Here is a 25,772-nt window from a genome sequence, read left to right as displayed (position 1 = left end):
TGGCAAGCTTGCTATTGTTGCCTGCCAGAGAGTCGCAGACAACACCGGATTCATTGCAGGAGCGCATGGCCCCCGCCACACTCGGAGCATGGCCCGACAAATCAGGCACCGAATTTGCGGTCTGGTCCAGCCGTGCCGGCAAGATCGAACTCTGCCTCTTCGATGCCAATGATCGCGAGATCACGCGCCTGCCGATGGCGCGCGGAGAGGGCGGCGTTTTCCAGCTGCATGTGAAGGACGTCAGGGCGAGCATGCGCTATGGCTACCGGGCCGATGGCGACTACGATCCTGCACGAGGCCTTTGGTTCGATCCGGATAAGCTCCTGGTCGATCCATATGCCGTCGCGATCGATCGCCCTTACATCTATGATGCCAGGCTTGTCACGCGACGCGGCGAGGGCGGCGATACAGCGTCGTTGATGCCCAAGGCGGTTGTTACTGCCTTGTCCGAAGCGTTGCCGATAGCGCCGCTGCTGTTCCAGCCGGGCGGATCGATCTACGAGCTGCCTGTGCGGGCCTTCTCCATGCGCCACCCCGATGTGCCGAAGAAGGATCGCGGTACCCTGCGCGCGCTCTCCCATCCTGCCGTCATAGATCACCTGAGGAAAATCGGCGTTTCTGCTGTCGAACTGATGCCGGTTACTGCCAAGATCGATGAACGCCATTTGCCGCCGCTTGGTCTGACCAACGCCTGGGGCTACAACCCTGTCACCTTCATGGCGCTGGACCCATATTTGGCACCTGGAGGCATCGCCGATCTGCGCGCGGCCACCGATGCCTTGCGCAAGGCAGGCATCGGCGTGATCCTCGATCTGGTCTTCAATCATACCGGCGAGAGCGACGAACACGGCCCGACGCTGTCATTGCGCGGCCTGGACAACCTTGCCTACTACCGCCACGAACCCGACGGTCGGCTGGTCAACGACACCGGCACCGGCAACACGCTTGCCTGCGACCATCCGGCAGTGCGCGATCTGGTGCTAGCCAGCTTGCGTCACTTCGTGCGTCAAGCGGGCGTCGACGGCTTCCGTTTCGACCTTGCCCCAGTGCTGGGGCGTGACGGCGAAGGTTTCGACGCAAACGCGCAACTGCTCGCCGCCATGCGCATCGATCCGGTTCTCTCAAGCCGGATCCTGATTGCCGAGCCGTGGGACATCGGTCCGGGAGGCTATCAACTCGGACGGTTCGGTTCCCCGTTTCTCGAATGGAACGACAAATATCGCGACGACGTCCGCCGGTTCTGGCGCGGCGATAGCGGTATGGTCGGGCGGTTGGCAACGCGTCTGGCCGGTTCTTCGGATATCTTCGCAGATGAACAGCAAAGCCGCAGCGTCAACTTTATCGCCGCCCACGACGGCATGACGCTCGCCGACGTTGTGCGGTACGAGAAAAAACACAACGAAGCGAACGGCGAGCGTAACCGTGATGGCCACGACGAGAATCTGTCGTGGAACCACGGTGTCGAGGGCGAAAGCGCCGAACCTCGTATCGTGGGTGAACGCGTGGGCGATCAGCGGGCGTTGCTGGCAACGCTGTTTGCCTCACGCGGCGCCATCATGTTGACCGCCGGCGACGAATTCGGCCGCAGCCAATGTGGCAACAACAACGCCTATGCGCAGGATAACGAGCTCACTTGGCTGGATTGGGACGAACGCGACGAGACTCTGGAAAACTATGTCGCCGCGCTGTCGGCCTTGCGCCGCAACTCGTCTGCGCTGCGTGATACGACGTTCCTGACCGGACAGCCGCGCGATGGCGACGGCTCGGCCGACGTCGCCTGGATGATGGAAACCGGGCTGCCTATGGACGAAACGGCCTGGAATGATCCCGACCGGCGCCGTTTAACGATGGTTTTGGCCAGCATGGCTGGTGTCGGCCGGATCGCCGTTCTGGTCAATGGCGACCGGCGCTCGTCGACATTCGTGTTGCCGCTGCGCGACGGCTATCGTTGGTTCGATGCCCTTGATCAGGACGCATCTGCCGAGGGCTGGCGCCTGGTCGAGGGCAGGGCAGTGGCGTTCATGATCGAACGCGAGGCGGACGCAGGAGAGGCGAGATGACCAATCCCGGAACCGAATGGTGGCGCGGCTGCGTTATTTACCAGATCTATCCTCGATCCTTTCAGGATACGACCGGTGATGGCAGCGGCGACCTCAGGGGCGTTACGGCGCGGCTTGCCCATGTCGCCTCGCTCGGCGTCGATGCAATCTGGCTCTCACCGTTCTTCAAGTCGCCGATGGCCGATATGGGCTACGATGTCTCCGATTATCGAGCCGTTGATCCCATCTTCGGCTCATTGGACGATTTCGACGCGCTGCTGGCCGAAGCGCACCGGCTGGGATTGAAGGTGATCATCGATCAGGTGCTGTCGCATACTTCCGATCAGCATGATTGGTTTCGGGAAAGCCGTTCCAGCCGCGATAACGAAAAGGCGGACTGGTACGTCTGGGCCGATGCAAAGCCGGATGGCTCGCCTCCCAACAACTGGCTGTCGGTGTTTGGTGGCCCGGCCTGGGAATGGGACGCGACGCGGCGGCAGTACTACATGCACAATTTCCTCGCCGCGCAGCCAGATCTCAACTTTCACAACCCGGCGGTGCAGGATGCGCTTCTGGACAGCGTACGATTCTGGCTGGAGCGCGGCGTCGACGGTTTTCGCCTCGATACGGTGAACTACTATGTTCACGATCGTTGGCTTCGTTCCAATCCGCCCTTGCCAGCGAGCCTTGCCGGCACGCTGACCGAAACCAATCCCTATCTTTTCCAGGAGCATCTGTTCGACAAGACGCGGCCGGAAAATCTCGAATTCCTGAAGCGTTTCCGAGGCTTGATCGATGAATATGGCGACCGCGCCGTGGTCGGCGAAGTGGGTGATGAGGGCCGCTCGCTGCAGACCATGGCGGCCTATACGTCGGGCAACGACCGCCTCAACATGTGCTACACCTTCGACCTCCTCGGACAGGGCTTTTCGGCTGCGCATGTGCGCGGCTGCGTTGAAGCGTTTGAGGCCGCCGCACCGGAGGGGTGGGCCTGCTGGGCTTTTTCGAACCACGATGTCGTTCGTCATGTCAGCCGCTGGACGCCTCCCGGCGGAGACGCCGACGCGGTGGCGAAATTCGCCTTCCGATTGATCGCCTGCCTGCGCGGCTCAATCTGTCTCTACCAGGGCGAGGAGCTTGGACTGACCGAGACTGAGCTTGCCTTCGAGGATCTGCGCGATCCCTACGGCATCCGCTTCTGGCCAGGTTTCAAGGGACGCGACGGCTGCCGTACGCCGATGCCTTGGGAGGCTGGTTCCGAGAATGCAGGCTTTTCAACAGCAAAGCCGTGGCTCCCCGTGCCGGATGAGCACAGCGCTCGCGCCGTTGATGTCCAGAACGGCAGCGATGCCAGCGTGCTTGCCGTGTATCGCGCGGTGTTGGCGTTGCGGCGAGAGCATCCGGTACTAGCGACAGGCTCGATCCGTTTCCTTGATACGGAGGGCGATGTGCTCGCCTTCGTGAGAGAAGTGGCAGGCGAGACGCTGTTATGTGTCTTCAACTTTGCTCATGCGAGCACTGTCTGGCCGTTGCCGAGCGGAATCGAAATCGGCGAGGTGCTAAATTTTGCGGGAGCGCCGCTGGTGCTCGTCGAGGGGGGCATGTCGCTGACGCCGTTAGGTGCGTTTCTCGGTAAGCTGGCCTGATCAAAACAACAGGCGGAAAACTTCTTCAGGTCTTCCGCCTGTTGTCGCGTGTCGGCGAAGAAGCGCGTCTACTGCACAAGAACCGATTGTCCGCAACTGGCACCGGTGACGCGGACATCGGCTTCGCCGAGACCTATGCCGAGGGACGAGAGCAATCCTGCGAGTAGGTTGTCCAGTGGCGTGGTTACCAACTGCAATACAGGAACAAGTGCCGGGAGAACTGTTCCGGTAAGGAGGTTTGTTATCGCTCCCAGATCAAGCCCTAGGGCACTTGCACTAAGACTCAGATTTCCAAGCAGTGAAGAGGTTGCTGAATTCGTGAAATTTGTGGATTTTACATTCTTTGCTATCTTCAGGGTTATATCGTTGTTGTTGAAGCTTAGCGGTGTTGTTATTGTGTTTCCTATATCGATATTCGCGTAAGCATTTACCTTTAAAACGCCGAGCTGGATGAACAACAGTTTGATGCTGAGGTCGACAAGCGGAGTGGGGGTGAAGCTCTGCGGCTTTGTAAAGTCGGCGAACCCCGTTCCATCGGTCTCAGCGATCTTAACTTTACCAATACCGGGCCGCGCTGCGATCGCGACTGTGCGGCTTGATGGCTGTCCCGTGGGGCAGTTGATGTCGGTAAGGGTTGCCTCGGCATAGGCAAGTTCGACATGGACAGGCAGGGTGATCACCGACTTGCTGCTTCCCACAAGGGTAACACCCGTGTCGATCTCGTTAGAGGGCGGAAGAAGCTTGACGACCAGTTTAAGCCGCGTCTGGGCGGTGCGTACCACTGAGCCCTTTTGTCCAACTCTGAACCAGGGGCTCGATTGAGGGGGTTCACCGACTGCAAGAAGAACAGAGATGCTCAACACGTTGGGAATATTGACGAGCGTAGCGAGATCGATCTGTTTGCCGCCGTTTGCCAATTCGGCCGCGGCCGAGATCAGGTCGAACACGCCGGCATCGACGGTCAGGCCCGCGGGGCGTTGGCCGACGCCGAGGCGCCCGACATTGCCGAGGTCGACAAGCGTCTTGAGCGGTATCTCGATTGAATTGGTTGCGCCCGCCGCAAGCGTTTTCAGCGCAAGCTGACTGCGCGAATCCAGCCCCGGTACGCTGGCCAACGCACCAAGGATCTGTCCGATGGTGACTTTGGTGCTCAGAACGTCCGAATAGCTGACGCCGGTGAGGTTGAGCTTGATAGCGAGTTGGTCGAGAAACGACAGAACATTCACGTCGGCGGCAAGCAGCGAATTGTAATCCATTGCATTCAGCGCAACATTGGTGCCAAGCAGCTTGCCGAGCAACGTGTTGAGCAACGGGCTCTTGCTGGTGTCCACAGAAGCCAGCCTCGAGCCGATCGAAAATGCGGCTTGTGGCGTAGTGGACGCAATTGCGGTGGTCCCGATTGTGGGGGCGCTCATAAAGGCAGTGCCGAAATACATCGTTCCGATCCTGCGCACCGAAACGGAAACCGCGTTGTAGGGTTGCTCGCCAGCCTGAAAGCGCTGGCCGACGGCCGCCGTCGGCGTGTAGCGACCGCGTACGACATTCGCCACCGGCTTGCCGGGCGTCGGCGCTCCGGTGCCGACAGTGGAGCCAGTCAATCCATTGTCGTTCAACGTATTCAGCACAGCCTGCTCGGCCTTGGCGATATTGGAGCCGGCAGCAATCGCGGCAAGGTCGGTGATCGATTGTGTTTCGCGCCGCTCGGTATAAAGCGAGCCCTCATCGATCGCGACTGCCATGAGCGCCAGCGCTACCGGCGTGCACAATGCCGTCATGACAGCAAAGTTCGCGCTGCGGTCCGGCAGGAAACGCCGGCTCACAGCGATCAAGCTGGAAAGGATGCGCATCATATGCCCCCGACGCGGATCGTGGATTGGCGCGCGATGTTGGTGCCCGGCAACGGCAGGCCGGACAGGAGATTCCAGATCGGCAGGTTGCGCGCATCATAGGTGACGGAGACCACGAACTGGCTACCATCGGCTGTGCTGTCCTTGGCGACCACCGTAAGTTTGCTGGCATCGACAAACGGATAGCCGGCCGCGTTGTTGGCCAGGAACGTGGTAACGAGCGACTGACGCTCGGTCTGGTTCAGCCCGGCGACCGCGGTACGGGCTGCATCCGCCGCGATCTGCTGGACGGAATGGCTGGCACCAAAATAAATGCCGTATGCAACCATTCCGAGCAAAAAGAGAATGAACAGCGGCGCAAGCAAAGCAAATTCAATTGCCGAAGTTCCGTCGTCATTATCTTTCCATCTCGAAATTTTCGAGCAGATAGGGAAAGTTGAGCTTCCTCGTATACTATGCATGTTTTCTCCCGCCTAAAAAGAAAAGCCTACAAAAGTACATTCGAAAGTAACCGGGGGTTGCTTAATGTCACATTAATATTTTAGGCGAGTGTCAAACAAGCTGGGTTTTTGCAACGATAAGCCAAATAATGGTTAGCTATGGGTTACGTATTTGATTTTATTAATCTTTCGAAACATCTGCACAACTATCCCTGACGGATGACGTTGGGGAAGGTTTAAGGTGTGTTGAAATAAAAATTCGCGGCGTTAGTGTCTCCCCATCTGCTGCGGAGAGGGAACCGCGGCTCGCCCCAGGAGAGGTCGGTGAACGGCCTGCGGGCGTCAACGTCCCGCGGGCCAGGCAAAGCCGGTCCGCATGAGAAAGGGAGAATTGATTCCATGCTGAAAACCATGCTGAAGGCGACGGTGTTCGCCTCTACGCTCGCCTTGGCGAGCGGCGCCTTCCATTCGGCGGCCTTCGCCGAAGTGGTCTATAATCGCGGCAGCGCCGCCGAGCCGGAAACGGTCGATCCGCACAAGACGTCGACGGTCTATGAAGCCCACGTGCTGCGCGATCTGTTCGAAGGCTTGGTCATGCAGGACGCCAAGGCCGACCTCATCCCGGGTGCCGCGGAAAGCTGGACGATCTCCGACGACGGCAAGACGTACACTTTCAAGCTGCGCAAGGATGCCGTCTGGTCCGACGGTAGCCCAGTGACGGCGGATGATTTCGTCTATGCCTTCCACCGTCTCGAAGACCCGGCGACTGGTGCTGAATACGCCTCGATGCTGTATCCGGTCGTCAAGGCCGAAGACGTCAACAAAGGCAAGGCCAAGCCCGAAGAGATGGGCATCAAGGCCGTCGATCCGCAGACCCTCGAGGTCAAGCTCAACGCGCCGACGCCTTATTTCCTCGAAATGCTGACACACCAGGCGGCCTATCCGGTCAACAAGGCCTCTATCGAAAAGCTGGGTGCGGAGTGGGTCAAGCCGGGCAAGCTGGTTTCCAACGGCGCCTACACGCTGGCCGAATGGGTGCCGAACGACCACATCAAGATGGTCAAGAACCCGAAATTCCACGATGCCGCCAACGTCAAGATCGACGTGGTCAACTTCATCCCGACCGAAGACCGCTCCTCGGCGATGAAGCGCTTCGAAGCCGGCGAGATGGATAGCTACGACGATCTGCCGACCGAGCAGTTGCCTGACCTCAAGGCGAAGTTCGGCGATCAGATCCGCGTCGCGCCTTATCTCGGCACCTATTATTACGCGATCAAGACCGACAAGAAGCCTTGGGACAATGTGGAACTGCGCAACGCCGTTTCCGAGGCCATCGACCGCGACTTCCTGGCTGAGAAGGTCTGGAACAATTCAATGTTCCCCGGCTATTCGATGGTGCCTCCTGGCATCAAGGGCTACACGCCAGCCATGGCCACGTTCGCGGAAAAGTCGCAGATTGACCGGGAGGACGAAGCCAAGAAGGTCCTGGAGAAGCTCGGCTACGGTCCGAGCAATCCGTTGAAAATGGAAATCCGCTACAACACCTCCGAGAACCATAAGAACACGGCGGTCGCCATCCAGGAACAGTTGAAACCGCTGGGCATCGAGGTGACGCTGCTCAACACCGACACCAAGACCCACTACGGCTTCCTCGAGCAGAAGGGCAACTACGACGTTGCCCGCGCCGCCTGGATCGCCGATTATCAGGATCCGGAAACCTTCCTGGGCATCACGCGCAAGGACAGCGGCAACAACTATTCGAGCTACAACAGCCCGAAATTCGAAGAAGCCATGAACAAGGCTGCCGCCGCTGGCGGCAATCCGGAAGAACGTATGAAGCTGCTCAGTGAAGCCGAGCGCGTTCTGATCGACGAAGTTGGTCAGATTCCGCTGCTCTACTACAGCTTCCACAACATCGTCTCCCCGAAGTTGCACGGTTTTGAAGACAACGTCATGGACGTGCATCCTTCGCGCTTCATCAGCAAAGACCAATAATCTGAGTGGGCCGCCGTCTCCGACAGGAGGCGGCGGTTTTCTCTCGCTGGAGCAATTCCAGGAAAAGTGCGTAGCGGTTTTCCGTCCGGAATTGCGAAAAAACAACGAGTTAGAGCGTTTCCGCGTTTCCGTGAAAAACGGAAACGCTCTAGTGAGGTCTGGCGACAATGTTGATTTATGTCTTCCGGCGGCTTTTGACCGCCATCCCAACGCTATTCGTGATCGTTACGCTGGCGTTCTTCCTGATCCGGGTGGCACCCGGAGGCCCCTTCAACCAGGAGCGCGGGCTGAGCCCCGTCATCAAGGCCAATCTTGAGGCCCAGTTCGGTCTCAATGATCCGCTCTGGAAACAATATCTGAACTATCTCAACAACTTGCTGCATGGCAGTTTCGGCCCGAGCTACAATCTGCCTGATTTCACCGTGGGCGAGCTGTTCTGGAAGGGCCTGCCGATCTCGGTTCAGCTCGGCGCTTCTGCTTTGATCTTGGCACTGATCCTGGGCTCCATCCTCGGTGTGGTGGCCGCGCTCAACCAGAACAAGGCTGGCGACTACGCCGTCATCGCGGTCGCAACAGCCGGATCCACCATTCCGACCTTCGTGATCGCGCCTTTGATCCAGCTTGTCTTTGGGCTGAGCTGGAAGCTGCTACCCATCGGGGGCTGGGGTGATGGCGCCTTGATCAACAAAATTGGCCCGGTGCTCACGCTGGCCTTGCCCCAGATCGCCATCGTGGCGCGCCTGATGCGCGGCTCTATGATCGAATCCCTGCGATCGCATCACATCCGAACGGCACGCGCGCTTGGTCTTTCCGATTGGTCGGTGGTGGTCAAGCACGCCTTGCGCGGTGCGCTTTTGCCGATCGTCTCGTATGCTGGACCTGCCGCGGCGGCGTTGCTCACCGGCTCCATTGTCGTGGAAACGATCTTCTCGATCCCCGGTGTAGGCCGCTACTTCGTCGATGCCGCACTCAACCGCGACTACACGCTGGTGATGGGCACTGTGGTGGTGATCGCCATCTTCACCATCCTCTTCAACTTGATCGTCGATATTCTCTACGCCGTGGTTGACCCAAGGGTGCGCTATGACTGAGATCGCAGCCACCTCCGCTCCCCCAACGGTCGCAGGTCGTTCGCTCTGGGGCGATGCCTGGGCACGGTTGAAAGCAAACCGTGCCGCCATGATCAGCCTCTGCTATCTCATCCTGATGGGACTGGTCTGCATCGTCGGTCCATGGTTCGTACCGCACCAGTACACAACGATCTATTCCGACTATGTGCGCACCCCGCCCAGCTTTTCCGCCTATCCCAAGGAGGAAATGATCAAGACGGCGCTGGACGACGTGGTCCGGCGGATGCGTGTCGACGTCAAGGACGTGAAACAGGATGGTGGCAACCTCACCATCACGCTGATGTCGTCCAAGCCGATCGATGAACGGTATCTGCGCTATCTCGACCGCTCCGATACGTTCGACGGTGCGCAGGTCCTGAGCAAGTCGCCGGAAGGCAACGAACTCGTCATCGGCACGACGGTGCGGCAGGCATACTTCTTCTTCGGAACGGACAATATCGGCCGTGATCTTTTGTCCCGCACCTTGGTGGCAGGGCGCATTTCTCTGGCCATCGGCCTGCTCGCCGGCGTCGTCGCCGTTGTCATCGGCGTGCTCTATGGCGCCACGGCAGGTTTCGCCGGCGGCAAGGTCGACGAAGTGATGATGCGCATTGTCGATGTGCTTTATTCGCTACCCTTCATCTTCTTCGTCATCATGCTGGTGGTTTTCTTCGGGCGAAACTTCGTACTGATGTTCCTGGCGGTCGGCGCGGTGCTGTGGCTGGATATGGCTCGCATCGTGCGCGGACAGGCATTGTCGATCCGCCGGCAGGAATATGTGCAAGCGGCTGAGGCACTGGGTGTTGGCCAGCGCGGCATTCTTCTGCGTCATGTCATTCCCAATCTGCTTGGCCCCGTGGTCATCTATATGACGCTGCTGGTGCCGCAGGTCATCATCCTGGAAAGCTTCCTGTCTTTCCTGGGGCTGGGCGTGCAGGAGCCGATGACCAGCTGGGGGGTGCTGATCTCCGCGGGCGCCAAGAACATCGGCACCGCCAACTGGCTGCTTTTGTTCCCCGCCTTCTTTCTCGTCTCGACGCTGTTCGCTCTGAACTTCGTCGGTGATGGCCTGCGCGATGCGCTCGACCCGAAGGATCGTTGAGATGGCTGCTGCAGAAACCGTCCTCGATGTTCGCGACCTCAAGGTTCGTTTCCGCACGCTCGATGGTGCGGTGGAAGCCGTGAAGGGCATCAACATCAACGTGAAAGCTGGCGAGACCGTCGCCGTCGTCGGTGAATCGGGCTCCGGCAAAAGCCAGACCATGATGGCTGCGATGGGACTGCTTGCCTCCAATGGCGAAGCGACTGGCGCTGTCGACTATCGAGGCTCGAACTTGCTCGCCATGAGCAAGCGCGAACTCAACAAGATACGTGGCCGCAAGATCAGCATGATCTTCCAGGAGCCGATGACCTCGCTCGACCCGCTTTACACGATCGGCAACCAACTGATGGAGCCGATCCGACGGCATCGAGGTTTGAGCGCGGAGGCAGCGCGCGAGGAGGCGCTGAAGCTCTTGCGCCTCGTTCACATTCCCGATCCCGAGCGGCGGTTGAAGTCCTATCCGCACGAGATGTCGGGCGGCCAGCGCCAACGCGTGATGATCGCAATGGCGCTCGCCAACGATCCGGATATCCTGATTGCCGACGAGCCGACGACGGCGCTGGATGTCACCATCCAGGCCCAGATCCTGGTGTTGCTGGCCGAACTGCAGAAGAAGCTCGGCATGGCCATCGTCTTCATCACCCATGATCTCGGCATCGTGCGCCGCTTCGCCGACCGCGTCTATGTGATGCGCTCCGGCGAGGTGGTGGAAGAAGGCGAGGCGACGACGCTCTTTGCCAACCCTCAGCACCCTTATACCAAGATGCTGCTGGCGGCAGAGCCAACAGGCCACAAGGCGCCACCGGCGCCCGATGCTCCGGTTCTCCTGGAAGGGCGCAAGGTCGAGGTTACCTTCAAGATCGGCGGCGGGTTCCTTGCCGGCGATCCTGTCATCCTGCGTGCCGTCGACGACATTTCCATTCGTCTCAGACGCAACCAGACCATCGGCATCGTCGGTGAATCCGGTTCCGGCAAGTCGACGCTCGGACGTGCTCTGCTGCGGCTTTTGCCGAGCGACGGACAGATCCGCTTCGGCGACAACGATATTTCTCGTGCCGACAAACGGGCGATGCGGCCGCTGCGCCGCGAATTGCAGCTGGTGTTCCAGGATCCCTTCGGTTCGCTGTCGCCGCGCATGACTGTCGGCCAGATCATCACCGAGGGGCTTCTGGTGCATGAACCCGCACTGTCCTCCAAGGAACGGGACAAGCGTGCGATAGAGGCGTTGAAGGAGGTGGGTCTCGATCCGGTGATGCGCAACCGCTATCCGCATGAATTTTCAGGCGGCCAGCGCCAGCGTATCGCAATCGCCCGCGCGATGATCCTGAAGCCCAAAGTGGTGGTTCTGGACGAGCCGACCTCGGCGCTTGATCGTTCGGTGCAGAAGCAGATCGTGGAATTGCTGCGCAAACTGCAGGCCGGTCACGACCTGTCCTACCTGTTCATCAGCCACGACCTTGCGGTGGTGCGGGCGATGGCTGACTACATCATCGTCATGAAACAGGGCAAGATCGTCGAGGAAGGGCCAACGGATGCAATCTTCGATCACCCACGCGAGAAGTATACGCAGACGCTGATGGCCGCGGCAATCGACTCGACCCGCTTCAGGGCAAGTGCCTGACCTAATCCTGGCGGCTAGCCGATAGGAAAAACCCCGGTCCCTGATGGAACCGGGGTTTTTCTGTTGTTGCATAAGGCTCAGTTTCCGAATTGAACCTCGGCACTGCAAAGTGCAGCTGAGGCTGCGGAGGGTAGCCTCATGCCAAGTCAATGCAGGCGCCGCCTGGCTTCGAAAGATCGGCCTCAGTAATCGCCGTTGTAATATCGCTCGTCGCAAGGCGCAGTGTAGACCCGGCCGTAGCGATCCTGGTAACGGCACATCTCCTGGCCGCGGCGCTTCGGCGTCGTCGCGCTGCCCACGGCCGCGCCCAGCAGCGCACCGGCGCCGGCACCGATCAATGTGCTCTTGGTGTCTCGGCCGATCGCCTGGCCAACCAATGCACCGCCGGCGCCGCCGACAAGGGCGCCCGTTCCGGCTCGCTGGCCTTGTTCAGACGTTTCGCAGCCTGCGAGCGCGACTGCCATGAGAATGGCGGCGATGGATGTATGAAGTCGCATCGAAAAATCCTCTCCGTGAAGCCCCTCCGTTGCCCTGATAGGCCATTGCGGCGGAACAGGGGCAGAAAATCATGTCGTGACCGGCGGCAATGGAACGTGATCGAAGTCGGCAATTTGCTCTGAATGGCCGAGGCCTCGACTTCCGATCATCTCAAATTGCGTCTGGCGCGTCGTCCTTCTTCGACACCAAGACGATATGCAGTTCGCTTCAACCATTCGTCGGCCCTGGCTTTACCGTGGATCTGCACCCGTCTGCGATATTCCGGTTCGACCTGGCGCATCAATTGCCGCATGCGTGCTGGTGAAATGCCCGGTCGTGAAGACTGTGGCCGCTGCCGGTACGTCCCGAGCCGCTGTTGGTGCCGCCGGGTGTTGTCGTAGCGCTGGGATTCGAGTTTTGGTGTCAGCCAGTCCATCTGCGCATGCGCTGACGGAACGCCTGCGCCCGGAAGTGGATTGAAGAACAGGGTGAGTCCGGCCAGAAGCAATGCTGTTCTTTTCATGCGTCATTTCCTCGATGCCGCTTTGTGAGCGCCGAGGGTAATCGGATATCGGCCGCGCCGACAATGAAATGTTGCTCTCGCGGTCGGCACTGACATGTCGGATTCGCTGCGAACGGACGAGGTCGAGCATCCCGGGGATATCGTCGCGCATCGAAGGTGATCTGCAAGCTGATCTTCGCCAGGATGAAACTACTGTGGCAAGTCCGCGACAAGCCGCACGCGATGACGGCGCAGATTTCGGATCTACCGAGTCGAGCGTTGTGAACAACGGCAGAACGCCCAGCGTCACACGTTCCCGTATCGTTCTTTTTACCGGAAAGCCTAACCCGCTGTCTTTGCTGGAAAAACAGGGAAGGCGGGAAAGAGAGAGGCTGGTCGGAGTGGCAGGATTCGAACCTGCGACCCCATCGTCCCGAACGGGCGAGTGTTCGAGGAAAGCCGCAGATTTCCGGGGTTTTCTATCGCGTCTGTCGGTTGATGTTCACCTTTATTTCCGCCGTATCTGTGGGGAGTTGTGGGGTACGTGGATATGTCAGGCAGCCAGTCCTTCAGATGCTGCCGTATCAATGTAGGCAAGCAGTTCGGGCGCACGCAGAAACCATTCACCGCGCAACCTCAAATGCGCGAATTGACGATGCAAGCGTCGCTCCAGCAATGGATCATCTGTAGGCATGACGGCGAGGATCTTAAGTTCGTAGGGTAGTGCATTTTGCAGTGACAGAAACCTGAGTGTCCGATTTGTGGATATGCCAATCTTAATCGGATAGTCAGCGGCTTCCGCTGTGACGAAATAGACGAAGAAGGATTTCTGTTCCTGGCGACCAGCCAAATATTCGGTTAGCGCTGTTTGAGCCTTCGCGCTTTCATCTTTGCCAAATCCGGTACTGATCATCTTCGAGCCGTCGCGTATAATCCAAACGCCGGGTTCGCGATTGCCTCGCGTAGAGTGAATTCTCTCAGGCCGAAACCACAGTCTTGGTCCTAGTGATTTCCGTCCCATCATGCTCTCCGTTTGAGTTGCACAACGTTTTTAGGCAGGCGTCGAGTGCGCGCTTTCGACGTGATGGCATCGGCAGCGTCGGCCTGGAAGTCGGGATGATGATGCCCGTATGTCTCGATCAGCACATCGACGGTCATGCCCAGGAAACCTGCGGCCGCCCATACGTCGGCGCCCTGTTGCATCAACCAGGTCGCGGCGGTGTGCCGGAACACGTGAGGCGTCACATCGGTCTTGAAGACCGGCTTTCCGTCCTTGTCGTCTTCATACCAGCCGAGGCCGGCAGCCTCGACGGCCGAGCGGAAACCCTTCTTAACGGACGTAACGGGGGCGCCGTTCCACTCGACAACGTAGTCCTGCGAGATCATGCGGCCGATGTTCTTGCTCTTGCCGCGCCCCTTGGTCTTGATTTCGAGCGGTGTAGAGGCCCAACGGCGCAGGTGGGCGATCAGGCGATCGGGCAGCTTGACGGGCGGCTGGCGCTTCTTGGTGCGCCTGGCGCCTTCGGCCCGCCGATAGAAAATACCGCGATCGAGGTCGACGTGGCCCTGGCCCTCGGTCGGGCGGATCGCAGCGCCGCAGATCGCGGCCGATCGCGTTCCACTGTACAGGGCGACAAGAATGAAGCGGGCGATATGCCGGCCGGTGCGGCGGTCGCTTGGCTGACCCTTCCAAGTCTGGCGCATTCGCCATGCAGCCCACAGCAGGCGCGCGGCCTCGCTGCGATCCAGCCAACGCTGGCGTGCTTCCGGCTTCTCGGGAAGGGTGATGGCCGGCGCCGAAGTGGCGTAGCCTTCTTTCCAGTAGTAGTTCACGGCCGCGCGAAGATCCTCCAGCTGGCGGCGCGCCGCGGCACCGTTGCCGTGGGCCTTGGCATAGTCACGGCAGAACTTTCCGGTGACATCGGCGAAAGTGCTTTCGCCACACCACTCCAGCACCGTCACGAGACGGGAGGCGGTTTCCTTCGGCTTCTCGTGGTTTGGGGCTTTGTCGGTCAGATAGACGTTGACGGCGTCAGCTATCTTGACGGAAGCGGGATCACGGCCGCGCTCTCGCGACGGCTGGTATTTTTCGGTGATATGGGCTGCGAGCGCGATTTCAGCGCGTTCGCGGTCGCCAGTGCCGCCGCAAGCGCTGATGAAGGTTGCGCCGTCGCGGATGAACCAGCCGGCGCGGTTGCGTAGCGATCCGTCTGCCTTGCGGCTTTCGTCGCGCCAGACGAGGCGGGCACCTTTCGAAGTCCTTGGCATAGTTTCCTCATCTCGGCGATCGCGGCCAAGGTGACGTATTCCTTTCCGGCAATCAACTCCGTCACCAGCCTGCCGGCGTCACGTTCCTTGCGAAGGCCGTGCGCGCCCATGGTTCCATCAGGAAAGGCGAGGGCAGCGGCGACGCTCAGTCGCAGGGGCATGTCATCGGTGACGTTGTCGGGGACGCGCATCAGTCATTCCCCTTGTCCGCGTGTACCCGCAGCGCCTTCCCTGCCTTGCGCCGCCGCTTTTGCGGCCGGCGCCGGCCATTGGCTTCCTCGCGGCGTATGGCGTTGCGCTTCTGTGTGACAAGCTCGGTATGCTCGGGGTCCGGATTGACGCAGCGGCGGTTGCGGCACTTGTGGTCCAGTTGCTTCTTGCCGGGGATGTAACCGTGCACGTTGGTCCACATGACGAGATGCACCGCAACCGTCTGCCCCCCCAAGGACATGCGCGGATAATCCTTGCCGCGTCCGGTGCTGCCGGATGTCGGTCCGGTCCACAGCCAACAACCGGTCACCGGGTCGATTTCGACGCGGGCCATGATCTTGGCTTCGATGTCGGCGCGGCGATCGAGCTTCATGATTTCGCCTTGTTCGCGGCGAATCGGTCCGTGGCTTGCTGGATGGCCATCTCTACCATCTCGACGCATCCCTCTGGAGAAAGGCCATATACGCGCCGGGAAATAAGCATGGTGGCGAGAATGGTACTCTCAATGACGACCATCAGTTCCGAGTGATCGGAGGTTTGCCCTGCGACCGTGTCGACGAACATGCCGGCGAGGCGGTTGTGTGTCTCACTGGCGTTCATTTCTGCTCTCCCTGCTGGGAGAGGACTTCAAAGCGGCCATCCTCGAATTCTTCGCGAGGACGTGCCCACAGCGAGTCGTCATCGACGCTGCGATAGATGGCGACTTCACGCAGATCGACCAAGGCCGTCTCGTCTTCGTCAACGGAGATATCGCGCCAGTGCTCGGCCTGCATCTTACCGATGCCAAGCAGCACGTATTTCGTGCCGCGCTTCACATGGCGATGCGTCGGCGTTTGAACCGAGGCTTGCGCCTGCCGGAAGTTCGCGGCGACCTCACCGAAAACAGCGGCATGGGCGAACACCCATTCGTAAAGCTCGTCTTTCTGGTCCTTGTCGCCAAGTTCGTACTCGACACGCATCCTCAAGAATTCGCGATGCTTCATCGCTACCCATTCTTCGAAGCTGTCCATGTCGCGGACGCCAGTGTGCGCCATCCACCTTGCGAGAGGCGTCTTGCCGGCGAGAAGATCGGACAGCGGGATCATCCCTGCCGCCTTCATGCGCTCGTCCAGGCTGGTTTCCGGCTCTATCGGCTCCAGTGCCGAGAGGCGGAAGGAAAGGCCGTTTTTCTCGGAAGTGGAATTGAACTTGGCGATTGTTGCCGGCTCAATGTCGATGCCGGCCGTGATCGCGCAAAGGACGGCCGTGTGGATCACGTCAGCCAATTCCTCGGCCAGCTGCTCCTTGGTAGCGCGTGAACCTCGCCAGCCGTGGCGTTCCCGCTCCAGCTTCTTGATGACGTTGCAAGCTTCGCCGGTCTCGCCGGCCATCTCATTGCCACGGAAAGACAGGTCTGGAACCTGATCGGGGCACCATTCCTTCTGGCGCTCGATATGGGCTTGCTGCAAAGCGTGCAGTGTGAGGGCGTTAGACATTTCACTTGCCCTCCAGTTCGGCCTTCAGGCGCTTTTTGATGATGGCTTTGAGATCGCCCATCATTTCGACGGCGTCGGGAGAGGTGACGACCTGGGCGCCGGCCTCGGATGCGGCGATCATGTAGATGGTCTTCGACGATGGCAGGAGCCATGCACCACCCAACGATAGGATCGTGATCGGCAGCCAGAATAAGAAGGCGACGACTGGATATCGAAGTTTGCCGCCCTCGGCGAGGGTTCCTATAAAAGCGACCAGAAGCGCCGCACCGCCAATGATGCCTATGACGAACGTGATGAAAACGCAGGCCTCTTGAATGCGCTCCGAAACCTCGGCGGCATAGATGAGCCAGGAAAGGTTGTTCATCATCCCCTCCATTCCGGCGCGAAGGGGATTTCGTCATCCAGTTCACGGCTACCGAAGGTGCCGCCGCCGCCACCGAAACGGGTCTGCTGGTTGCGGGTGCGCTCCTCGACCTGACGGCGTTGATCGGCGTCGCGCGTCGTACCGTAGCTTTCGGGACTGTCGGATTCCGGCGGTCGGTTCGACGGCAACTTGTCGAGGATCTGCAATTCGCCACGGAAGCGGTTCAGGACGGTCTCGGTCGTGTAGCGCTCGATCCCGTCGTTGCCGGTCCACTTGCGGGTCTGCTGCTGGCCCTCGACATAGACCTTCATGCCCTTCTTCAGGTACTGCTCGGCGACCTTGGCGATCTGCTCGTTGAACACGACCACCGTATGCCACTCGGTCTTTTCCTTGCGCTCGCCGCTTTCCTTGTCGCGCCAGGTCTCAGAGGTGGTGAGGCGGAACGACACGACGAGCTGATCGGTCCGTTGGGTGCGGCGGATGTCCGGCTCGGCGCCGAGGTTGCCGACGAGAATGACTTTGTTGACGGAGCCAGCCATTACGGTTCGATCCCCATTGCGGTCAGGGTGGAATTGATGACGGCGATCTGCTGGTCGAGCGAAGCTTTCACGTCGCCGACGATGCCGCCGAGATAGGAGGGAGAAAGCGCGACAGTGCCGGCCGTGGCGCCGTCGCCGACCATCAGGCGCACCGGCTCGCTGTCGAGGCGGGAGCGCATCGCCATGGCGGTCTTGCGCTCCTCGAACAGCTTCAGCGCGCGGTTGAGGTCCTGATGGTTCAGCATCAGGCCATCCCCATCGCGGCCTTGTAGAGGTCGAGGATCGATTCCGCTTCCTGGCGTTCGGCCTGATCCTGCTTGCGCAAGGCGACAATGGCGCGGATAGCCTTGGTGTCGAAGCCGGTGCCCTTGGCCTCGGCATAGACATCCTTGATGTCGTCGCCGATCGTCTTCTTTTCTTCCTCCAGCCGCTCGATGCGCTCGATCAGGCTGCGCAGCTGGCCGGCGGCGACGGTCTGGCTGGTTTCGGTGATTTCGTCGAACATGGAAAAACTCCTCTAGAAGCGACGTGGGCCGATCAGGAAGGTCGCGCCTTCGCTGCCGACGACGTGGAAGAACCGGCCGATTTCGGGCGGCATGTGGATGGCGATTTCCTTGGACCTCGCGGCGTCGATCGCGTCGCGCAGGTAGTGGGCGGCAAAGGCGACCTCCGAGCCGGCCGGCGTGCTGCCGGTGTCGGCGTCCACCAGGTCTTCGGCGTCGCCGTTGTCGCCGCGCCCGAAGAGTTCGATGGCGCCGTCGCGCACCGTCATCCTGATGGTGCGGATGGCTTCGCGCTTGCCCTTGCCGTCCGTCTTCGGTGCGACCAGCAGGCCGTCGATCGCGCGCTGCATGGCCTCGGCCGAGACGCGCACGACGAGGTCGCTCAGCTCCGGCAGCTTGTCGGGATAGTCGAAGAAGGTGGCGTCGATCAGCTTCGAGACGATGCGGATGCGCTCGGCATCGATCGTGATCGTGTTTTCGTTGCCGGAAAGGGTAATGGCACTTTCGTCGCCGCCAAAGATGCGCAGCACTTCCTTGACCGTCTTCGGCGGGATGATCACGCCTGGCAGGCTCGTGCCGTCGCGTGTCGGAAGCTCGCCGGTCATCTCGGGATCGTCCATGTCGACGATGTGGATGTGGTATCCATCCGCCGCGATGACGCGCAGCTGGCCGTCGAACTGGTGCAGGAACGGGCCATGCAGCATGATGCGGTTCAGGTCGGTGCTGACCGCCCGTTCGGTGCGGGACAGCACGTCGCACAGCTCGTGCGCCAGCAGCTTGATCGACCAGCTGGCCTCGCTGCCATGCAAATGCGGGAACATATCGGCCGGCAGGATGGCCTGCGTGAGGCGCGCCTTGCCGTGGCGGGCGGTGACGTTGCGCAGATCCTCGTCGAATTCCAGCGTGCCGGTTTCGTCGCCCTTGCCGGCGTGCAGGATGAAGAATTCGAGGATCGATCGCGGGATCGCGGTGCTGACTTCGGCGTCCGCCTTGCACTCGACGATGACGCGGGCTTCGACATCCATATCGGACATGGTCAGCTTCAGCGATGTCCTGTCGGCGTCGAGCAGGGCGTGGTCGAGGATCTCGAAGTCGCGCGATCCTGCCGGCACGTTGCGGATGGCCTTGGCCGCTTCGGCGAAGGCGGAGACGTTGAAGCTGATCATAGCGACAGGCTCCGCTGCCCGGAATGCAGCTGTGCCAGCATCTTGGCTGCGGCCGGCGACAGGACATCCGGACCCGGCACCATCTCGTGCAGTTGCGCCAGCGCTTCATCCACACGGCATTCCGCGATGAGGCGTTGCAGATGTTCGGCCTCGGTGCGGAAGTTGCTGACCCACTCCGGTTCAAACTCCTCCGGCAGACGACCGAGGGCATGAGCGCGCGCGGCCATGATATCCATGAACTTGGTGCCGCTGTCCGTCAGTTGAGCCTTGCCATGAATCTCGGGCAGCTTCTTGTCGGCAAGCGCATCGATCAGATCGTCGGCAGCCGATTGCTCGACCAGCGGCGCAAACAGACGCCTGCGCGATTCGTCATCGAGAACCCTGGCGATATGGGCAATGTTCTGACCCATCACATCCTCCTGGCGTTTGGGCAAAGGCGGTCAAGCCGGATGCGGAATTCCTCGACGGCCTTGGCGACCGGCCATGCCGTCAGCTTGCCGCGCAGCCGGATCGGCTTGGCGTTCTCGACATCGTCGCCCCAGCTGGCGGGCGGCTGCATCAACAGGTGGCGCCGCTCGGTGGCGAGCATGCGCACATCAAATTCCTTGACGCGCTCCCAGTAGGTCTTTCCGGGCTGCGGCAAGCCGGCAGCGCGCCAGATCGCCCAGTCCAGTTTTGATTTGGCGATAGCCAGGACGGTGCGAACGATATCGCGCGAGCCGAACGTCTCCAGTTCGATGCCGGCAAGCCAGTTCACCACAGGCGTGGTCTGGTCGCCGATGATGTGTTCGTGCAGATCGTGCGCAAGGAAGTAAGCCGCCAGCAGGGCGTCGCCGGTTTCTTCAAGAGCGGCGTCGGCGCCGACGACGCTGTGCTGGAGAACCGAATAGGCGTTGCCCGGCACATGGCCGCCGAAGCGGCAGACGCGCGCCAGGCTTTCGGCGACATCGCCATAGAGGTCGATGTCGAGCGCCGAGAAGGCGGTGAGCGGGAAGGCGCGACCGCTGATGGTCTGCTGCCAGGGCTTGCTGGCGTCGATGACGAAGCCGGAGGGATGGACGGTCATCGTACCGGCCTCCCTTCTGTCTTCTGCTTGGCGGCGAGTGCGTAGACGACGCGGTTGCGTTCACGCTCCAGCAAAGGCAGGCGCACGAGGAAGGCTTCCAGCAGCTTCAGGCACCGCTCGCCCTGGCTGACCCATGGATCGAGCTTCCAGGCTGCACGTGCCGTGCAATAGCGGCGCCAAGCGATGCCGGCATCCTCCTCGAATTCCGGTTCGAGGCCGGCGGTCTTCGGCATGTTGTGCGAGGCTGCCGCCAGCGCCTTGGTGATGATGTCGGGCACGCGGTCGCCGGGCGGATCGACGCGGCGCACCCAGCTTTCCGACACGATCAGCGTGGCGGTCGGCAGGTGCTCGACGATCTCGGCCATGGTGAAGCCGCGGCCGCGCAGCTCGGCTTCGCTGGCGCTGCCGTCGACGCCGGCCAGTTCGCGCAGCATGTCGGCGAGTTCGACCGCACGATGGTGCAGCTTCTGTTCGCCGGCAGGATGATCGGACCGGACCTGATTGGATGCGCGCTGGCCGGGCTTGCCGGCGAGGCTGGAGGCGATGGGGTGCGACATGGCACCGCCGCTGCGGACTTCTGTCAGCATCAGTAGACCCTCGTGGAAAGTGTAGTGGAAGGGGCGATCCGCTCGAATTCGGCATAGGCACCGACAAAGCCGGGCAATCTTGCCTGCCCGGTTCGCTTCAGCTCACCAGCGAATTCGTCAAGTTCTTCGGTGGAGAACGCGTTGGCATTTGCGGATAGGATATCTTCCAGAGGGAAGATGCCGACGAAGTTCCTCGAACCGGAACTGGCGGAACATTCGAACATTTTCACGCGCATCAGTAGACCCTCGTGAAGAGGGATACGGCGTAGAGAAAGACGGTGATGGCCAGCAGCGAGCAAAGGGCGCGCGCCGTGCTGCAGTCCTCGTCGAAGCCGCGCGTGTTCCGCTTGCGTTCGCCTTCGAACGTGCCAAGATGGCTGGTCATCGGTGGGAGGGGTTTATGCGTCGAGCGATAGCCGTTGCGATCGTATTGGTCGCTTGGGTGTCCAATGCTATTGCCGCTGAAGAGCAGGTGATACTTGGCCGTGCCGAGATGAGCACAGTTTATGTTTGGCGTGATCACGCCGCTTTTCGTGAGGCTGTCAAACTTATCGAAGCCAAGGTCAACGAAACCAATCCCAGTTTGGTTTCCAGGCTTCTCGCCTGCACAGCCAAGCCGGGCGATCATGCCGTTATTGTGGAACGAGGCGTGGCGTCCCACACGATAGTCGTCGTCGACGGAACGTCCGCTGGTTGTCGCGGATTTGTCACGGACGAGGATGTCAATAAATTGTAAGCGGGACAAATTCGGAAGCTCCACCGGTTCAAGGGCGATGGAGCGGAATTAAGTACGGAAATTATTCCGTGTCAATACGGAGTACGGAAATTATTCCGTCATGCCGTTTCGGCGTCTGTGGCGATTCGGTGCAGTTTGAGTATCGACTTTGCGGGTATTTCGATCTCCGCAGGCGGATTGAGTTTGCCGAGTTTGATTGTTTCGCCGCGAGTGTTGAGGTGTCCGATCATGGCTTCGGGGCCGATCTCAGGATCTTTGATGAACTCGATCACTACACTGTCGCCGACGCGAGGTGGAATGCCGGGGGTCACAAAACGGATTGCGCCTGGCTTATGTTCCGGCCACATCGAATCGTTGATCACAACCAGTGCATAAACACCTGTTTGTTTTTTCAGTCCTCGGGGTAGGGGAGCGTAACCAATAGCATTGTCAAACAGCTGGATCGCCCCGTGGTCATGCGATCCTGCTGCTGTGGCCTTAATCTCAACCTCTTCAACATGCGGCGGCGAAAGAGTTTCCTCGCTGCCTTCCGCGCTTCGGGATGCCTGTTTTTCATCCGGGCCTGATATCAGCCATTGCTCCGTAGTCTTTAGAGCCCGCGCCAGCCCCGTTAGGCTGTCGCCACGTGGAAGGCCTGCGCCGTCCTTGAGCATCTTGCCCACCGCGTCGGCGGATAGGTCGGCCGCCAGGGAAGTTGCCCTTGCGGACAAATTTAGCTCAGCCATGCGGATTCGCACGCGCATTTGGAAATCTGTTGGCATGTGAGGAATTTTATCCGCAAATCGACTTTCTGTATCGCGGAAAACAATCCGTTGACGATAAGGAAAAAGTTCCGTATCCATGTCGCATGAACCTGAAACAGCAGCTTGTCGTGGTGGGTGACGTCTATGCCGACGCGGTCGGCCTCAGCCGTGCGCGTATCTCAACAATCGTTCTCAATCGCGGTGCAACATTGGGTGCAATTGCAGAAGGTCGCGCCGATGTAACAACCTCGACTTTCGAAGCTGCCATGCAGTGGTTCTCCGATAATTGGCCCGCACTCTTGGCGTGGCCCGACACCATCACGCGGCCCGAGCCTAAGCGGTCCGCCACCCTTGACCATCACCACGTCGCCGCCTTGCGGCTTCCTGCGCAGGAGGCGGCGGAATGACTGGCCGTCAGTTCCCCATTCCGGTGGCTGTGCTCCACCGGTATCGGTATGAGATCGATGTGGATTTTCGTCCAATCCTCGGACGGAAACCGGAAGATCGGGCAGGCCTATTGCGTCCCGCCACCACCTTCGTGCCGTCTCATCTCCAGCAGACGAGCTTCGACGTCGTTCACATGTTCCAGAGATCGTCGCGCAATGCGCTGTTGCGACGGATCGCCGGTCTTGTTCGCTTTCTCCAGGCCAAGATGAAGATTGGTTCGAACATCGGCCATCGTCAGCCGGACGCTGGCATCCGGATCGTCGGTAAGGCTGGCAAGGAGACGGACAACCTGCGACTGCATGGCTTCCAGTACCCCATTCCGTGCGAGCAGCTCTTCCGTCAACGCTTCGAGTTCGATCCGTTCTTCGGCTTTCATCTGTTTCCTCCCGATGGACCCGACCATTCGAGCAAGTCCGACGAAGGCTTGCAACGAGATTTGAAAGGAACTGCATGCGGACCTCCGTAACGTTCTGACCTGACGACAACACACCTTTCGAACCGTTCTCACCACGAGAAAAAGCGTCCGCTTTTCTCGTGAGGAGAAAGCTTTTGCCCTTTGGGAGCTTTCGCCCATGACCGTCGCCAATGCAGACCAGCGACACTACCGCATCAAGGCCGCGCAGCGTGACCTGATCGCTGCGTGCGGCGGCATCCAGCGTGCCGCTGTAATCGTCGATTTCTCCGACGCACAGGTCGGCCGGTGGAACAATGGCGCGCAGCCCGACATGATGCCGGTGCATGTGGCGCTGGCGCTCGAAGGCGAGTGCGGCATGCCGCTCGTCACCTCCGCGATGGCGTCGCTGAACAATCGCCGGCTGGCCGATCCTGACGGCGCGGTCGAGGCGGCAAACGGCGTCATGCGCTCCTATGCCGATGTCGTTCGCCAGGTCGGCGAAGTGATGACCGCCGCCGCCCTGCATCTCTCCGATGGCCAGATCACGCCCGCCGAGGCGAACGAGCAGGACAAGCTGATGGCGCATCTCGAGCGCGTTCTCAGCGATCACCGCAAGTCGCTCGCCCAGGTGAAGGCCGTTGGCGGGTTCACGGTTGTGAACGGGGGCGCGGCATGAGCTGGGGGCTCTTGGGTCGGCAGACGATATATGGTCATGGCGAACATACGAGCCCTTACCTCACGCGGTTTTGGTTCGGGCGCCTTCGCCTTCACGTCTTTCATCGTGGCGATATCGATCCGGATTGCCATGATCACCCTTGGGATTTCTGGACGTTTCCGCTGACTTCGTATGTCGAGGAAGTAGCCACGCCTGACACCAAGGGCCTTTGCTACATGGAGGCGCTTTTTTGCGGGCCGGAGAAATACAAACTTCACCGCCAAGTGGTTCGCGCCTTCCGTCTATCTTATCGGCCCGCAACGCATTGCCACCGGGTCATCGGTCGTTATGCAGGCGACGTGGTCGGCAACATCCCGCAGGCCGACAGCCGGAAAATCATCACGCTGGTTTGGCGCGGCAATTCAAACCGCAGGTGGGGTTTCCTTCGCAACCGTGACGGCAACTGGTGCTGGGGCTATCCGACTTTCACGGTTGGAACTCACCAGAACGCACCTGCTCTCAAATCGCGCTCAAAGGTTGACAGGCTGATCCCATGACCAATCGACGTACCCAAAATTTCCTCCCGTTCTTCCGGGCTGATCTTCCACAGATCGTAGGTGTAGATGTCGATCAGCCGCTTCACGTCGCCGTACTTCAGAAGCGCCTTGTATCGAAGCGTTTCGAGATCGTAGCCGCGACCGCCTCGGTTAATTTCGTCCAGAAGCCCGTTCAGGCCTTCGATGTATCCGTTCGTGTAGCGGTGATCGAAGTAGTTGAAGATGTACCGTCGCCAGCGGCTCTCCCGCATGAAGGAAAATATCTTGCTGAATGGTCCCTTCATGTCGTCGGGGATCAGTCGTCGCCACGCCTCATAATCGTTCTCAGCTTCTTCCCGCGTTTTGCAGTGGTAGATTTTGTAGAACCATTCCTTGAGCGTGTAGGCTTCCTCGATCTTCGGATGCTTTTTGAACAACCGCTCCATCTCCGCCTTCTCTTCGTCCTTGAGCTTCTGCGGGCGGGTCTGGAACAGCTCCATCTTGTCCTTCAGCTCGATGCGGTCCTCATTGATCGCGCCCTCCTGAATTTTCTGGCGGACCTTGCTCACCGCCCAGTCGGCGTATCGGACAACGTGGAAGCGATCGATTACGATCGTCGAGGCCTTGAAGTATTGCTCATTGAGCGTCTTGTAGCCCCAGTACATGTCCTGAGTGATGACCTCGACCTTCATCCGGTCGGCGTGGCTCCACTGCTTGAAGTAGGGGACCAAGTCCTCCTTCTTGCGGGACTCGGTGATGTCCAGCAGCAGGCGGTTCTCAACGTCGCCGATGACAAATCGAGGGGAGCCGCCAATCACCTTCTCGTCCATACCGAGAATGCGGGGAAGATCGAAGGTGTAGGTCTGAAAACGCTTCCGGGCCTCTTCCTTGAACGTCCGACGCACCAGGCTTTCTTTCACCCCGTTGATGTCGCCGCCCAACCTGAACTTCATCTCGATGCCATCCTTGAAGAGTTGGTCTCGAAATCGGGCGGTCATCCTCTTGTCGTCGTCGATGAACGGCAGGCGCTCAAGGAGGATGGAAGCACAGCTTCGGCATCGATAGCGCTGGCGCGTGATGCGCAGGTACGTTTCCTGCCGCTGGATCGGGAAGTCACGGAAGTGAACGACGCGCTTCCCATGCTTCACCACGTCAGGAGCATCGCAGGCGCACCGCGGTTTCTCCGGCTTCAATGCCTGGGTGTCAACGTACAACTTCCCCTCAAGCTCTTCGACTTCCATGGCCATGTAGCCGTCCAGTCGAAGAAGATCGAAACTAATCAAACCCTTCATGCCCGTCCCCTTC

Annotated in this window: 31 protein-coding genes; 10 read left to right on the top strand and 21 right to left on the bottom strand. The window is 60.0% G+C overall.

What is annotated here, in order from left to right; translation table 11 throughout:
- Window positions 1-65: 65 nt before the first annotated feature.
- Together glgX and AO692_RS05180 are read left to right on the top strand one after the other, a co-directional pair.
- Entirely contained in the window at window positions 66-2,060 is a 1,995-nt protein-coding gene (gene glgX / locus AO692_RS05185) for a glycogen debranching protein GlgX (RefSeq protein ID WP_054308967.1), read from the top strand.
- Window positions 2,057-3,685 carry an alpha-glucosidase family protein gene (locus AO692_RS05180; RefSeq protein WP_054308966.1) on the top strand — a complete coding sequence of 543 codons (1,629 nt, stop codon included), beginning with the start codon at window positions 2,057-2,059 and terminating at the stop codon, window positions 3,683-3,685. The genes glgX and AO692_RS05180 overlap by 4 nt, the downstream gene beginning before the upstream one ends.
- 68 nt (window positions 3,686-3,753) lie before the next feature.
- Here AO692_RS05180 and AO692_RS05175 read toward each other — a convergent pair whose 3' ends face one another.
- Window positions 3,754-5,532, bottom strand: a complete 1,779-nt coding sequence (locus AO692_RS05175) for a pilus assembly protein TadG-related protein (RefSeq protein ID WP_244483258.1) — start codon at window positions 5,530-5,532, stop codon at window positions 3,754-3,756.
- A complete protein-coding gene (locus AO692_RS05170; RefSeq protein WP_082407222.1) occupies window positions 5,532-5,993 on the bottom strand; it encodes a TadE/TadG family type IV pilus assembly protein in 462 nt (153 codons plus the stop codon). Before AO692_RS05170 ends, AO692_RS05175 begins: the two co-directional genes overlap by 1 nt.
- Window positions 5,994-6,371: 378 nt before the next feature.
- Between AO692_RS05170 and AO692_RS05165 the strand changes: the two genes are divergently transcribed.
- The 4 genes from AO692_RS05165 (at window position 6,372) to AO692_RS05150 (ending at window position 11,799) form a co-directional block, all read left to right on the top strand.
- Window positions 6,372-7,967: a peptide ABC transporter substrate-binding protein gene (locus AO692_RS05165; RefSeq protein WP_054308964.1), complete on the top strand. Its 1,596-nt coding sequence runs from the start codon at window positions 6,372-6,374 to the stop codon at window positions 7,965-7,967.
- Window positions 7,968-8,134: 167 nt separating this feature from the next.
- Window positions 8,135-9,058: an ABC transporter permease subunit gene (locus AO692_RS05160; RefSeq protein WP_054308963.1), complete on the top strand. Its 924-nt coding sequence runs from the start codon at window positions 8,135-8,137 to the stop codon at window positions 9,056-9,058.
- Window positions 9,051-10,178, top strand: coding sequence for an ABC transporter permease subunit (locus AO692_RS05155; RefSeq protein WP_054308962.1), 1,128 nt, complete (start codon window positions 9,051-9,053; stop codon window positions 10,176-10,178). Before AO692_RS05160 ends, AO692_RS05155 begins: the two co-directional genes overlap by 8 nt.
- 1 nt (window position 10,179) lies before the next feature.
- Complete coding sequence (locus tag AO692_RS05150) at window positions 10,180-11,799, top strand: ABC transporter ATP-binding protein (RefSeq protein ID WP_054308961.1); 1,620 nt, start codon at window positions 10,180-10,182, stop codon at window positions 11,797-11,799.
- A 182-nt stretch (window positions 11,800-11,981) separates the two neighbouring features.
- Here AO692_RS05150 and AO692_RS05145 read toward each other — a convergent pair whose 3' ends face one another.
- The 18 genes from AO692_RS05145 to AO692_RS05060 form a co-directional block, all read right to left on the bottom strand.
- Window positions 11,982-12,296 (bottom strand): YMGG-like glycine zipper-containing protein, encoded by a 315-nt coding sequence (locus AO692_RS05145; protein ID WP_054308960.1) that lies wholly within the window; start codon window positions 12,294-12,296, stop codon window positions 11,982-11,984.
- A 146-nt stretch (window positions 12,297-12,442) separates the two neighbouring features.
- The gene (locus AO692_RS05140; protein ID WP_054308959.1) at window positions 12,443-12,799 is read right to left on the bottom strand and encodes a hypothetical protein; all 357 of its coding nucleotides are present in this window, start codon (window positions 12,797-12,799) and stop codon (window positions 12,443-12,445) included.
- Window positions 12,800-13,331: 532 nt separating this feature from the next.
- Window positions 13,332-13,691 carry a GIY-YIG nuclease family protein gene (locus AO692_RS05135; protein ID WP_054308958.1) on the bottom strand — a complete coding sequence of 120 codons (360 nt, stop codon included), beginning with the start codon at window positions 13,689-13,691 and terminating at the stop codon, window positions 13,332-13,334.
- Window positions 13,692-13,798: 107 nt separating this feature from the next.
- Window positions 13,799-15,046, bottom strand: coding sequence for a site-specific integrase (locus AO692_RS05130; protein WP_054308957.1), 1,248 nt, complete (start codon window positions 15,044-15,046; stop codon window positions 13,799-13,801).
- Between the two features lie 190 nt (window positions 15,047-15,236).
- Window positions 15,237-15,629: an HNH endonuclease signature motif containing protein gene (locus AO692_RS05125; RefSeq protein WP_082407220.1), complete on the bottom strand. Its 393-nt coding sequence runs from the start codon at window positions 15,627-15,629 to the stop codon at window positions 15,237-15,239.
- A complete protein-coding gene (locus AO692_RS05120) occupies window positions 15,626-15,856 on the bottom strand; it encodes a hypothetical protein (protein WP_054308956.1) in 231 nt (76 codons plus the stop codon). Before AO692_RS05120 ends, AO692_RS05125 begins: the two co-directional genes overlap by 4 nt.
- Entirely contained in the window at window positions 15,853-16,731 is an 879-nt protein-coding gene (locus AO692_RS05115; protein WP_054308955.1) for a MazG-like family protein, read from the bottom strand. The genes AO692_RS05120 and AO692_RS05115 overlap by 4 nt, the downstream gene beginning before the upstream one ends.
- 1 nt (window position 16,732) lies before the next feature.
- A complete protein-coding gene (locus AO692_RS05110; RefSeq protein WP_054308954.1) occupies window positions 16,733-17,095 on the bottom strand; it encodes a hypothetical protein in 363 nt (120 codons plus the stop codon).
- Window positions 17,095-17,634, bottom strand: a complete 540-nt coding sequence (ssb, locus tag AO692_RS05105) for a single-stranded DNA-binding protein (RefSeq protein ID WP_054308953.1) — start codon at window positions 17,632-17,634, stop codon at window positions 17,095-17,097. The genes AO692_RS05110 and ssb overlap by 1 nt, the downstream gene beginning before the upstream one ends.
- Complete coding sequence (locus tag AO692_RS05100) at window positions 17,634-17,879, bottom strand: hypothetical protein (protein ID WP_054308952.1); 246 nt, start codon at window positions 17,877-17,879, stop codon at window positions 17,634-17,636. The genes ssb and AO692_RS05100 overlap by 1 nt, the downstream gene beginning before the upstream one ends.
- Window positions 17,879-18,139 (bottom strand): DUF2312 domain-containing protein, encoded by a 261-nt coding sequence (locus tag AO692_RS05095; protein WP_054308951.1) that lies wholly within the window; start codon window positions 18,137-18,139, stop codon window positions 17,879-17,881. Before AO692_RS05095 ends, AO692_RS05100 begins: the two co-directional genes overlap by 1 nt.
- Window positions 18,140-18,151: 12 nt before the next feature.
- Window positions 18,152-19,303, bottom strand: coding sequence for a hypothetical protein (locus tag AO692_RS05090; protein WP_054308950.1), 1,152 nt, complete (start codon window positions 19,301-19,303; stop codon window positions 18,152-18,154).
- Entirely contained in the window at window positions 19,300-19,713 is a 414-nt protein-coding gene (locus tag AO692_RS05085) for a hypothetical protein (protein WP_054308949.1), read from the bottom strand. The genes AO692_RS05090 and AO692_RS05085 overlap by 4 nt, the downstream gene beginning before the upstream one ends.
- Window positions 19,713-20,369, bottom strand: a complete 657-nt coding sequence (locus AO692_RS05080) for a hypothetical protein (protein WP_054308948.1) — start codon at window positions 20,367-20,369, stop codon at window positions 19,713-19,715. The genes AO692_RS05085 and AO692_RS05080 overlap by 1 nt, the downstream gene beginning before the upstream one ends.
- Window positions 20,366-20,956, bottom strand: coding sequence for a hypothetical protein (locus tag AO692_RS05075; protein WP_054308947.1), 591 nt, complete (start codon window positions 20,954-20,956; stop codon window positions 20,366-20,368). The genes AO692_RS05080 and AO692_RS05075 overlap by 4 nt, the downstream gene beginning before the upstream one ends.
- Window positions 20,956-21,192 (bottom strand): hypothetical protein, encoded by a 237-nt coding sequence (locus AO692_RS05070; RefSeq protein WP_054308946.1) that lies wholly within the window; start codon window positions 21,190-21,192, stop codon window positions 20,956-20,958. Before AO692_RS05070 ends, AO692_RS05075 begins: the two co-directional genes overlap by 1 nt.
- Entirely contained in the window at window positions 21,192-21,701 is a 510-nt protein-coding gene (locus tag AO692_RS32680) for a hypothetical protein (protein WP_152979725.1), read from the bottom strand. The genes AO692_RS05070 and AO692_RS32680 overlap by 1 nt, the downstream gene beginning before the upstream one ends.
- Window positions 21,702-21,790: 89 nt before the next feature.
- Window positions 21,791-22,534: a S24 family peptidase gene (locus AO692_RS05060; RefSeq protein ID WP_152979724.1), complete on the bottom strand. Its 744-nt coding sequence runs from the start codon at window positions 22,532-22,534 to the stop codon at window positions 21,791-21,793.
- Between the two features lie 5 nt (window positions 22,535-22,539).
- Between AO692_RS05060 and AO692_RS33495 the strand changes: the two genes are divergently transcribed.
- The 4 genes from AO692_RS33495 (at window position 22,540) to AO692_RS32150 (ending at window position 24,488) form a co-directional block, all read left to right on the top strand.
- On the top strand, window positions 22,540-22,842 hold the full coding sequence (locus AO692_RS33495) for a hypothetical protein (RefSeq protein ID WP_054308943.1): 303 nt from the start codon (window positions 22,540-22,542) through the stop codon (window positions 22,840-22,842).
- The gene (locus AO692_RS32670) at window positions 22,839-23,348 is read left to right on the top strand and encodes a hypothetical protein (protein WP_152979723.1); all 510 of its coding nucleotides are present in this window, start codon (window positions 22,839-22,841) and stop codon (window positions 23,346-23,348) included. The genes AO692_RS33495 and AO692_RS32670 overlap by 4 nt, the downstream gene beginning before the upstream one ends.
- 106 nt (window positions 23,349-23,454) lie before the next feature.
- Window positions 23,455-23,952 (top strand): hypothetical protein, encoded by a 498-nt coding sequence (locus tag AO692_RS05045; RefSeq protein WP_054308941.1) that lies wholly within the window; start codon window positions 23,455-23,457, stop codon window positions 23,950-23,952.
- On the top strand, window positions 23,949-24,488 hold the full coding sequence (locus AO692_RS32150; protein WP_152979722.1) for a hypothetical protein: 540 nt from the start codon (window positions 23,949-23,951) through the stop codon (window positions 24,486-24,488). Before AO692_RS05045 ends, AO692_RS32150 begins: the two co-directional genes overlap by 4 nt.
- On the opposite strand, the gene AO692_RS05040 is transcribed toward AO692_RS32150, so the two are convergent.
- Window positions 24,431-25,759 (bottom strand): ISL3 family transposase, encoded by a 1,329-nt coding sequence (locus tag AO692_RS05040; RefSeq protein WP_054308940.1) that lies wholly within the window; start codon window positions 25,757-25,759, stop codon window positions 24,431-24,433. The two genes, AO692_RS32150 and AO692_RS05040, sit on opposite strands and share 58 nt — an antisense overlap.
- Window positions 25,760-25,772 lie beyond the last annotated feature (13 nt).

The organism is Mesorhizobium sp. 1M-11 (assembly GCF_001303895.1).
In the GTDB taxonomy this organism is placed as follows: domain Bacteria; phylum Pseudomonadota; class Alphaproteobacteria; order Rhizobiales; family Rhizobiaceae; genus Mesorhizobium.
Note: the sequence above shows the minus strand (reverse complement) of the source record. Positions and strands in the feature narration are given on the sequence as shown.

What these genes read in the sequence shown, in the direction of transcription:
- AO692_RS05130 (WP_054308957.1), bottom strand. Translation starts at nt 15,046, where the DNA reads ATGCCAAGGACTTCGAAAGGTGCCCGCCTCGTCTGGCGCGACGAAAGC.
- AO692_RS05070 (WP_054308946.1), bottom strand. Translation starts at nt 21,192, where the DNA reads ATGCGCGTGAAAATGTTCGAATGTTCCGCCAGTTCCGGTTCGAGGAAC.
- AO692_RS05125 (WP_082407220.1), bottom strand. Translation starts at nt 15,629, where the DNA reads ATGAAGCTCGATCGCCGCGCCGACATCGAAGCCAAGATCATGGCCCGC.
- AO692_RS05075 (WP_054308947.1), bottom strand. Translation starts at nt 20,956, where the DNA reads ATGCTGACAGAAGTCCGCAGCGGCGGTGCCATGTCGCACCCCATCGCC.
- AO692_RS33495 (WP_054308943.1), top strand. Translation starts at nt 22,540, where the DNA reads ATGAACCTGAAACAGCAGCTTGTCGTGGTGGGTGACGTCTATGCCGAC.
- AO692_RS32150 (WP_152979722.1), top strand. Translation starts at nt 23,949, where the DNA reads ATGAGCTGGGGGCTCTTGGGTCGGCAGACGATATATGGTCATGGCGAA.
- AO692_RS05090 (WP_054308950.1), bottom strand. Translation starts at nt 19,303, where the DNA reads ATGATCAGCTTCAACGTCTCCGCCTTCGCCGAAGCGGCCAAGGCCATC.
- AO692_RS05095 (WP_054308951.1), bottom strand. Translation starts at nt 18,139, where the DNA reads ATGTTCGACGAAATCACCGAAACCAGCCAGACCGTCGCCGCCGGCCAG.
- glgX (WP_054308967.1), top strand. Translation starts at nt 66, where the DNA reads ATGGCCCCCGCCACACTCGGAGCATGGCCCGACAAATCAGGCACCGAA.
- AO692_RS05040 (WP_054308940.1), bottom strand. Translation starts at nt 25,759, where the DNA reads ATGAAGGGTTTGATTAGTTTCGATCTTCTTCGACTGGACGGCTACATG.
- AO692_RS05155 (WP_054308962.1), top strand. Translation starts at nt 9,051, where the DNA reads ATGACTGAGATCGCAGCCACCTCCGCTCCCCCAACGGTCGCAGGTCGT.
- AO692_RS05145 (WP_054308960.1), bottom strand. Translation starts at nt 12,296, where the DNA reads ATGCGACTTCATACATCCATCGCCGCCATTCTCATGGCAGTCGCGCTC.
- AO692_RS05115 (WP_054308955.1), bottom strand. Translation starts at nt 16,731, where the DNA reads ATGTCTAACGCCCTCACACTGCACGCTTTGCAGCAAGCCCATATCGAG.
- AO692_RS05120 (WP_054308956.1), bottom strand. Translation starts at nt 15,856, where the DNA reads ATGAACGCCAGTGAGACACACAACCGCCTCGCCGGCATGTTCGTCGAC.
- AO692_RS05150 (WP_054308961.1), top strand. Translation starts at nt 10,180, where the DNA reads ATGGCTGCTGCAGAAACCGTCCTCGATGTTCGCGACCTCAAGGTTCGT.
- AO692_RS05110 (WP_054308954.1), bottom strand. Translation starts at nt 17,095, where the DNA reads ATGAACAACCTTTCCTGGCTCATCTATGCCGCCGAGGTTTCGGAGCGC.
- AO692_RS05165 (WP_054308964.1), top strand. Translation starts at nt 6,372, where the DNA reads ATGCTGAAAACCATGCTGAAGGCGACGGTGTTCGCCTCTACGCTCGCC.
- AO692_RS05140 (WP_054308959.1), bottom strand. Translation starts at nt 12,799, where the DNA reads ATGAAAAGAACAGCATTGCTTCTGGCCGGACTCACCCTGTTCTTCAAT.
- AO692_RS05135 (WP_054308958.1), bottom strand. Translation starts at nt 13,691, where the DNA reads ATGATCAGTACCGGATTTGGCAAAGATGAAAGCGCGAAGGCTCAAACA.
- AO692_RS05180 (WP_054308966.1), top strand. Translation starts at nt 2,057, where the DNA reads ATGACCAATCCCGGAACCGAATGGTGGCGCGGCTGCGTTATTTACCAG.
- AO692_RS05060 (WP_152979724.1), bottom strand. Translation starts at nt 22,534, where the DNA reads ATGGATACGGAACTTTTTCCTTATCGTCAACGGATTGTTTTCCGCGAT.
- ssb (WP_054308953.1), bottom strand. Translation starts at nt 17,634, where the DNA reads ATGGCTGGCTCCGTCAACAAAGTCATTCTCGTCGGCAACCTCGGCGCC.
- AO692_RS05045 (WP_054308941.1), top strand. Translation starts at nt 23,455, where the DNA reads ATGACCGTCGCCAATGCAGACCAGCGACACTACCGCATCAAGGCCGCG.
- AO692_RS05170 (WP_082407222.1), bottom strand. Translation starts at nt 5,993, where the DNA reads ATGCATAGTATACGAGGAAGCTCAACTTTCCCTATCTGCTCGAAAATT.
- AO692_RS05085 (WP_054308949.1), bottom strand. Translation starts at nt 19,713, where the DNA reads ATGGGTCAGAACATTGCCCATATCGCCAGGGTTCTCGATGACGAATCG.
- AO692_RS32670 (WP_152979723.1), top strand. Translation starts at nt 22,839, where the DNA reads ATGACTGGCCGTCAGTTCCCCATTCCGGTGGCTGTGCTCCACCGGTAT.
- AO692_RS05160 (WP_054308963.1), top strand. Translation starts at nt 8,135, where the DNA reads ATGTTGATTTATGTCTTCCGGCGGCTTTTGACCGCCATCCCAACGCTA.
- AO692_RS05100 (WP_054308952.1), bottom strand. Translation starts at nt 17,879, where the DNA reads ATGCTGAACCATCAGGACCTCAACCGCGCGCTGAAGCTGTTCGAGGAG.
- AO692_RS05175 (WP_244483258.1), bottom strand. Translation starts at nt 5,532, where the DNA reads ATGCGCATCCTTTCCAGCTTGATCGCTGTGAGCCGGCGTTTCCTGCCG.
- AO692_RS05080 (WP_054308948.1), bottom strand. Translation starts at nt 20,369, where the DNA reads ATGACCGTCCATCCCTCCGGCTTCGTCATCGACGCCAGCAAGCCCTGG.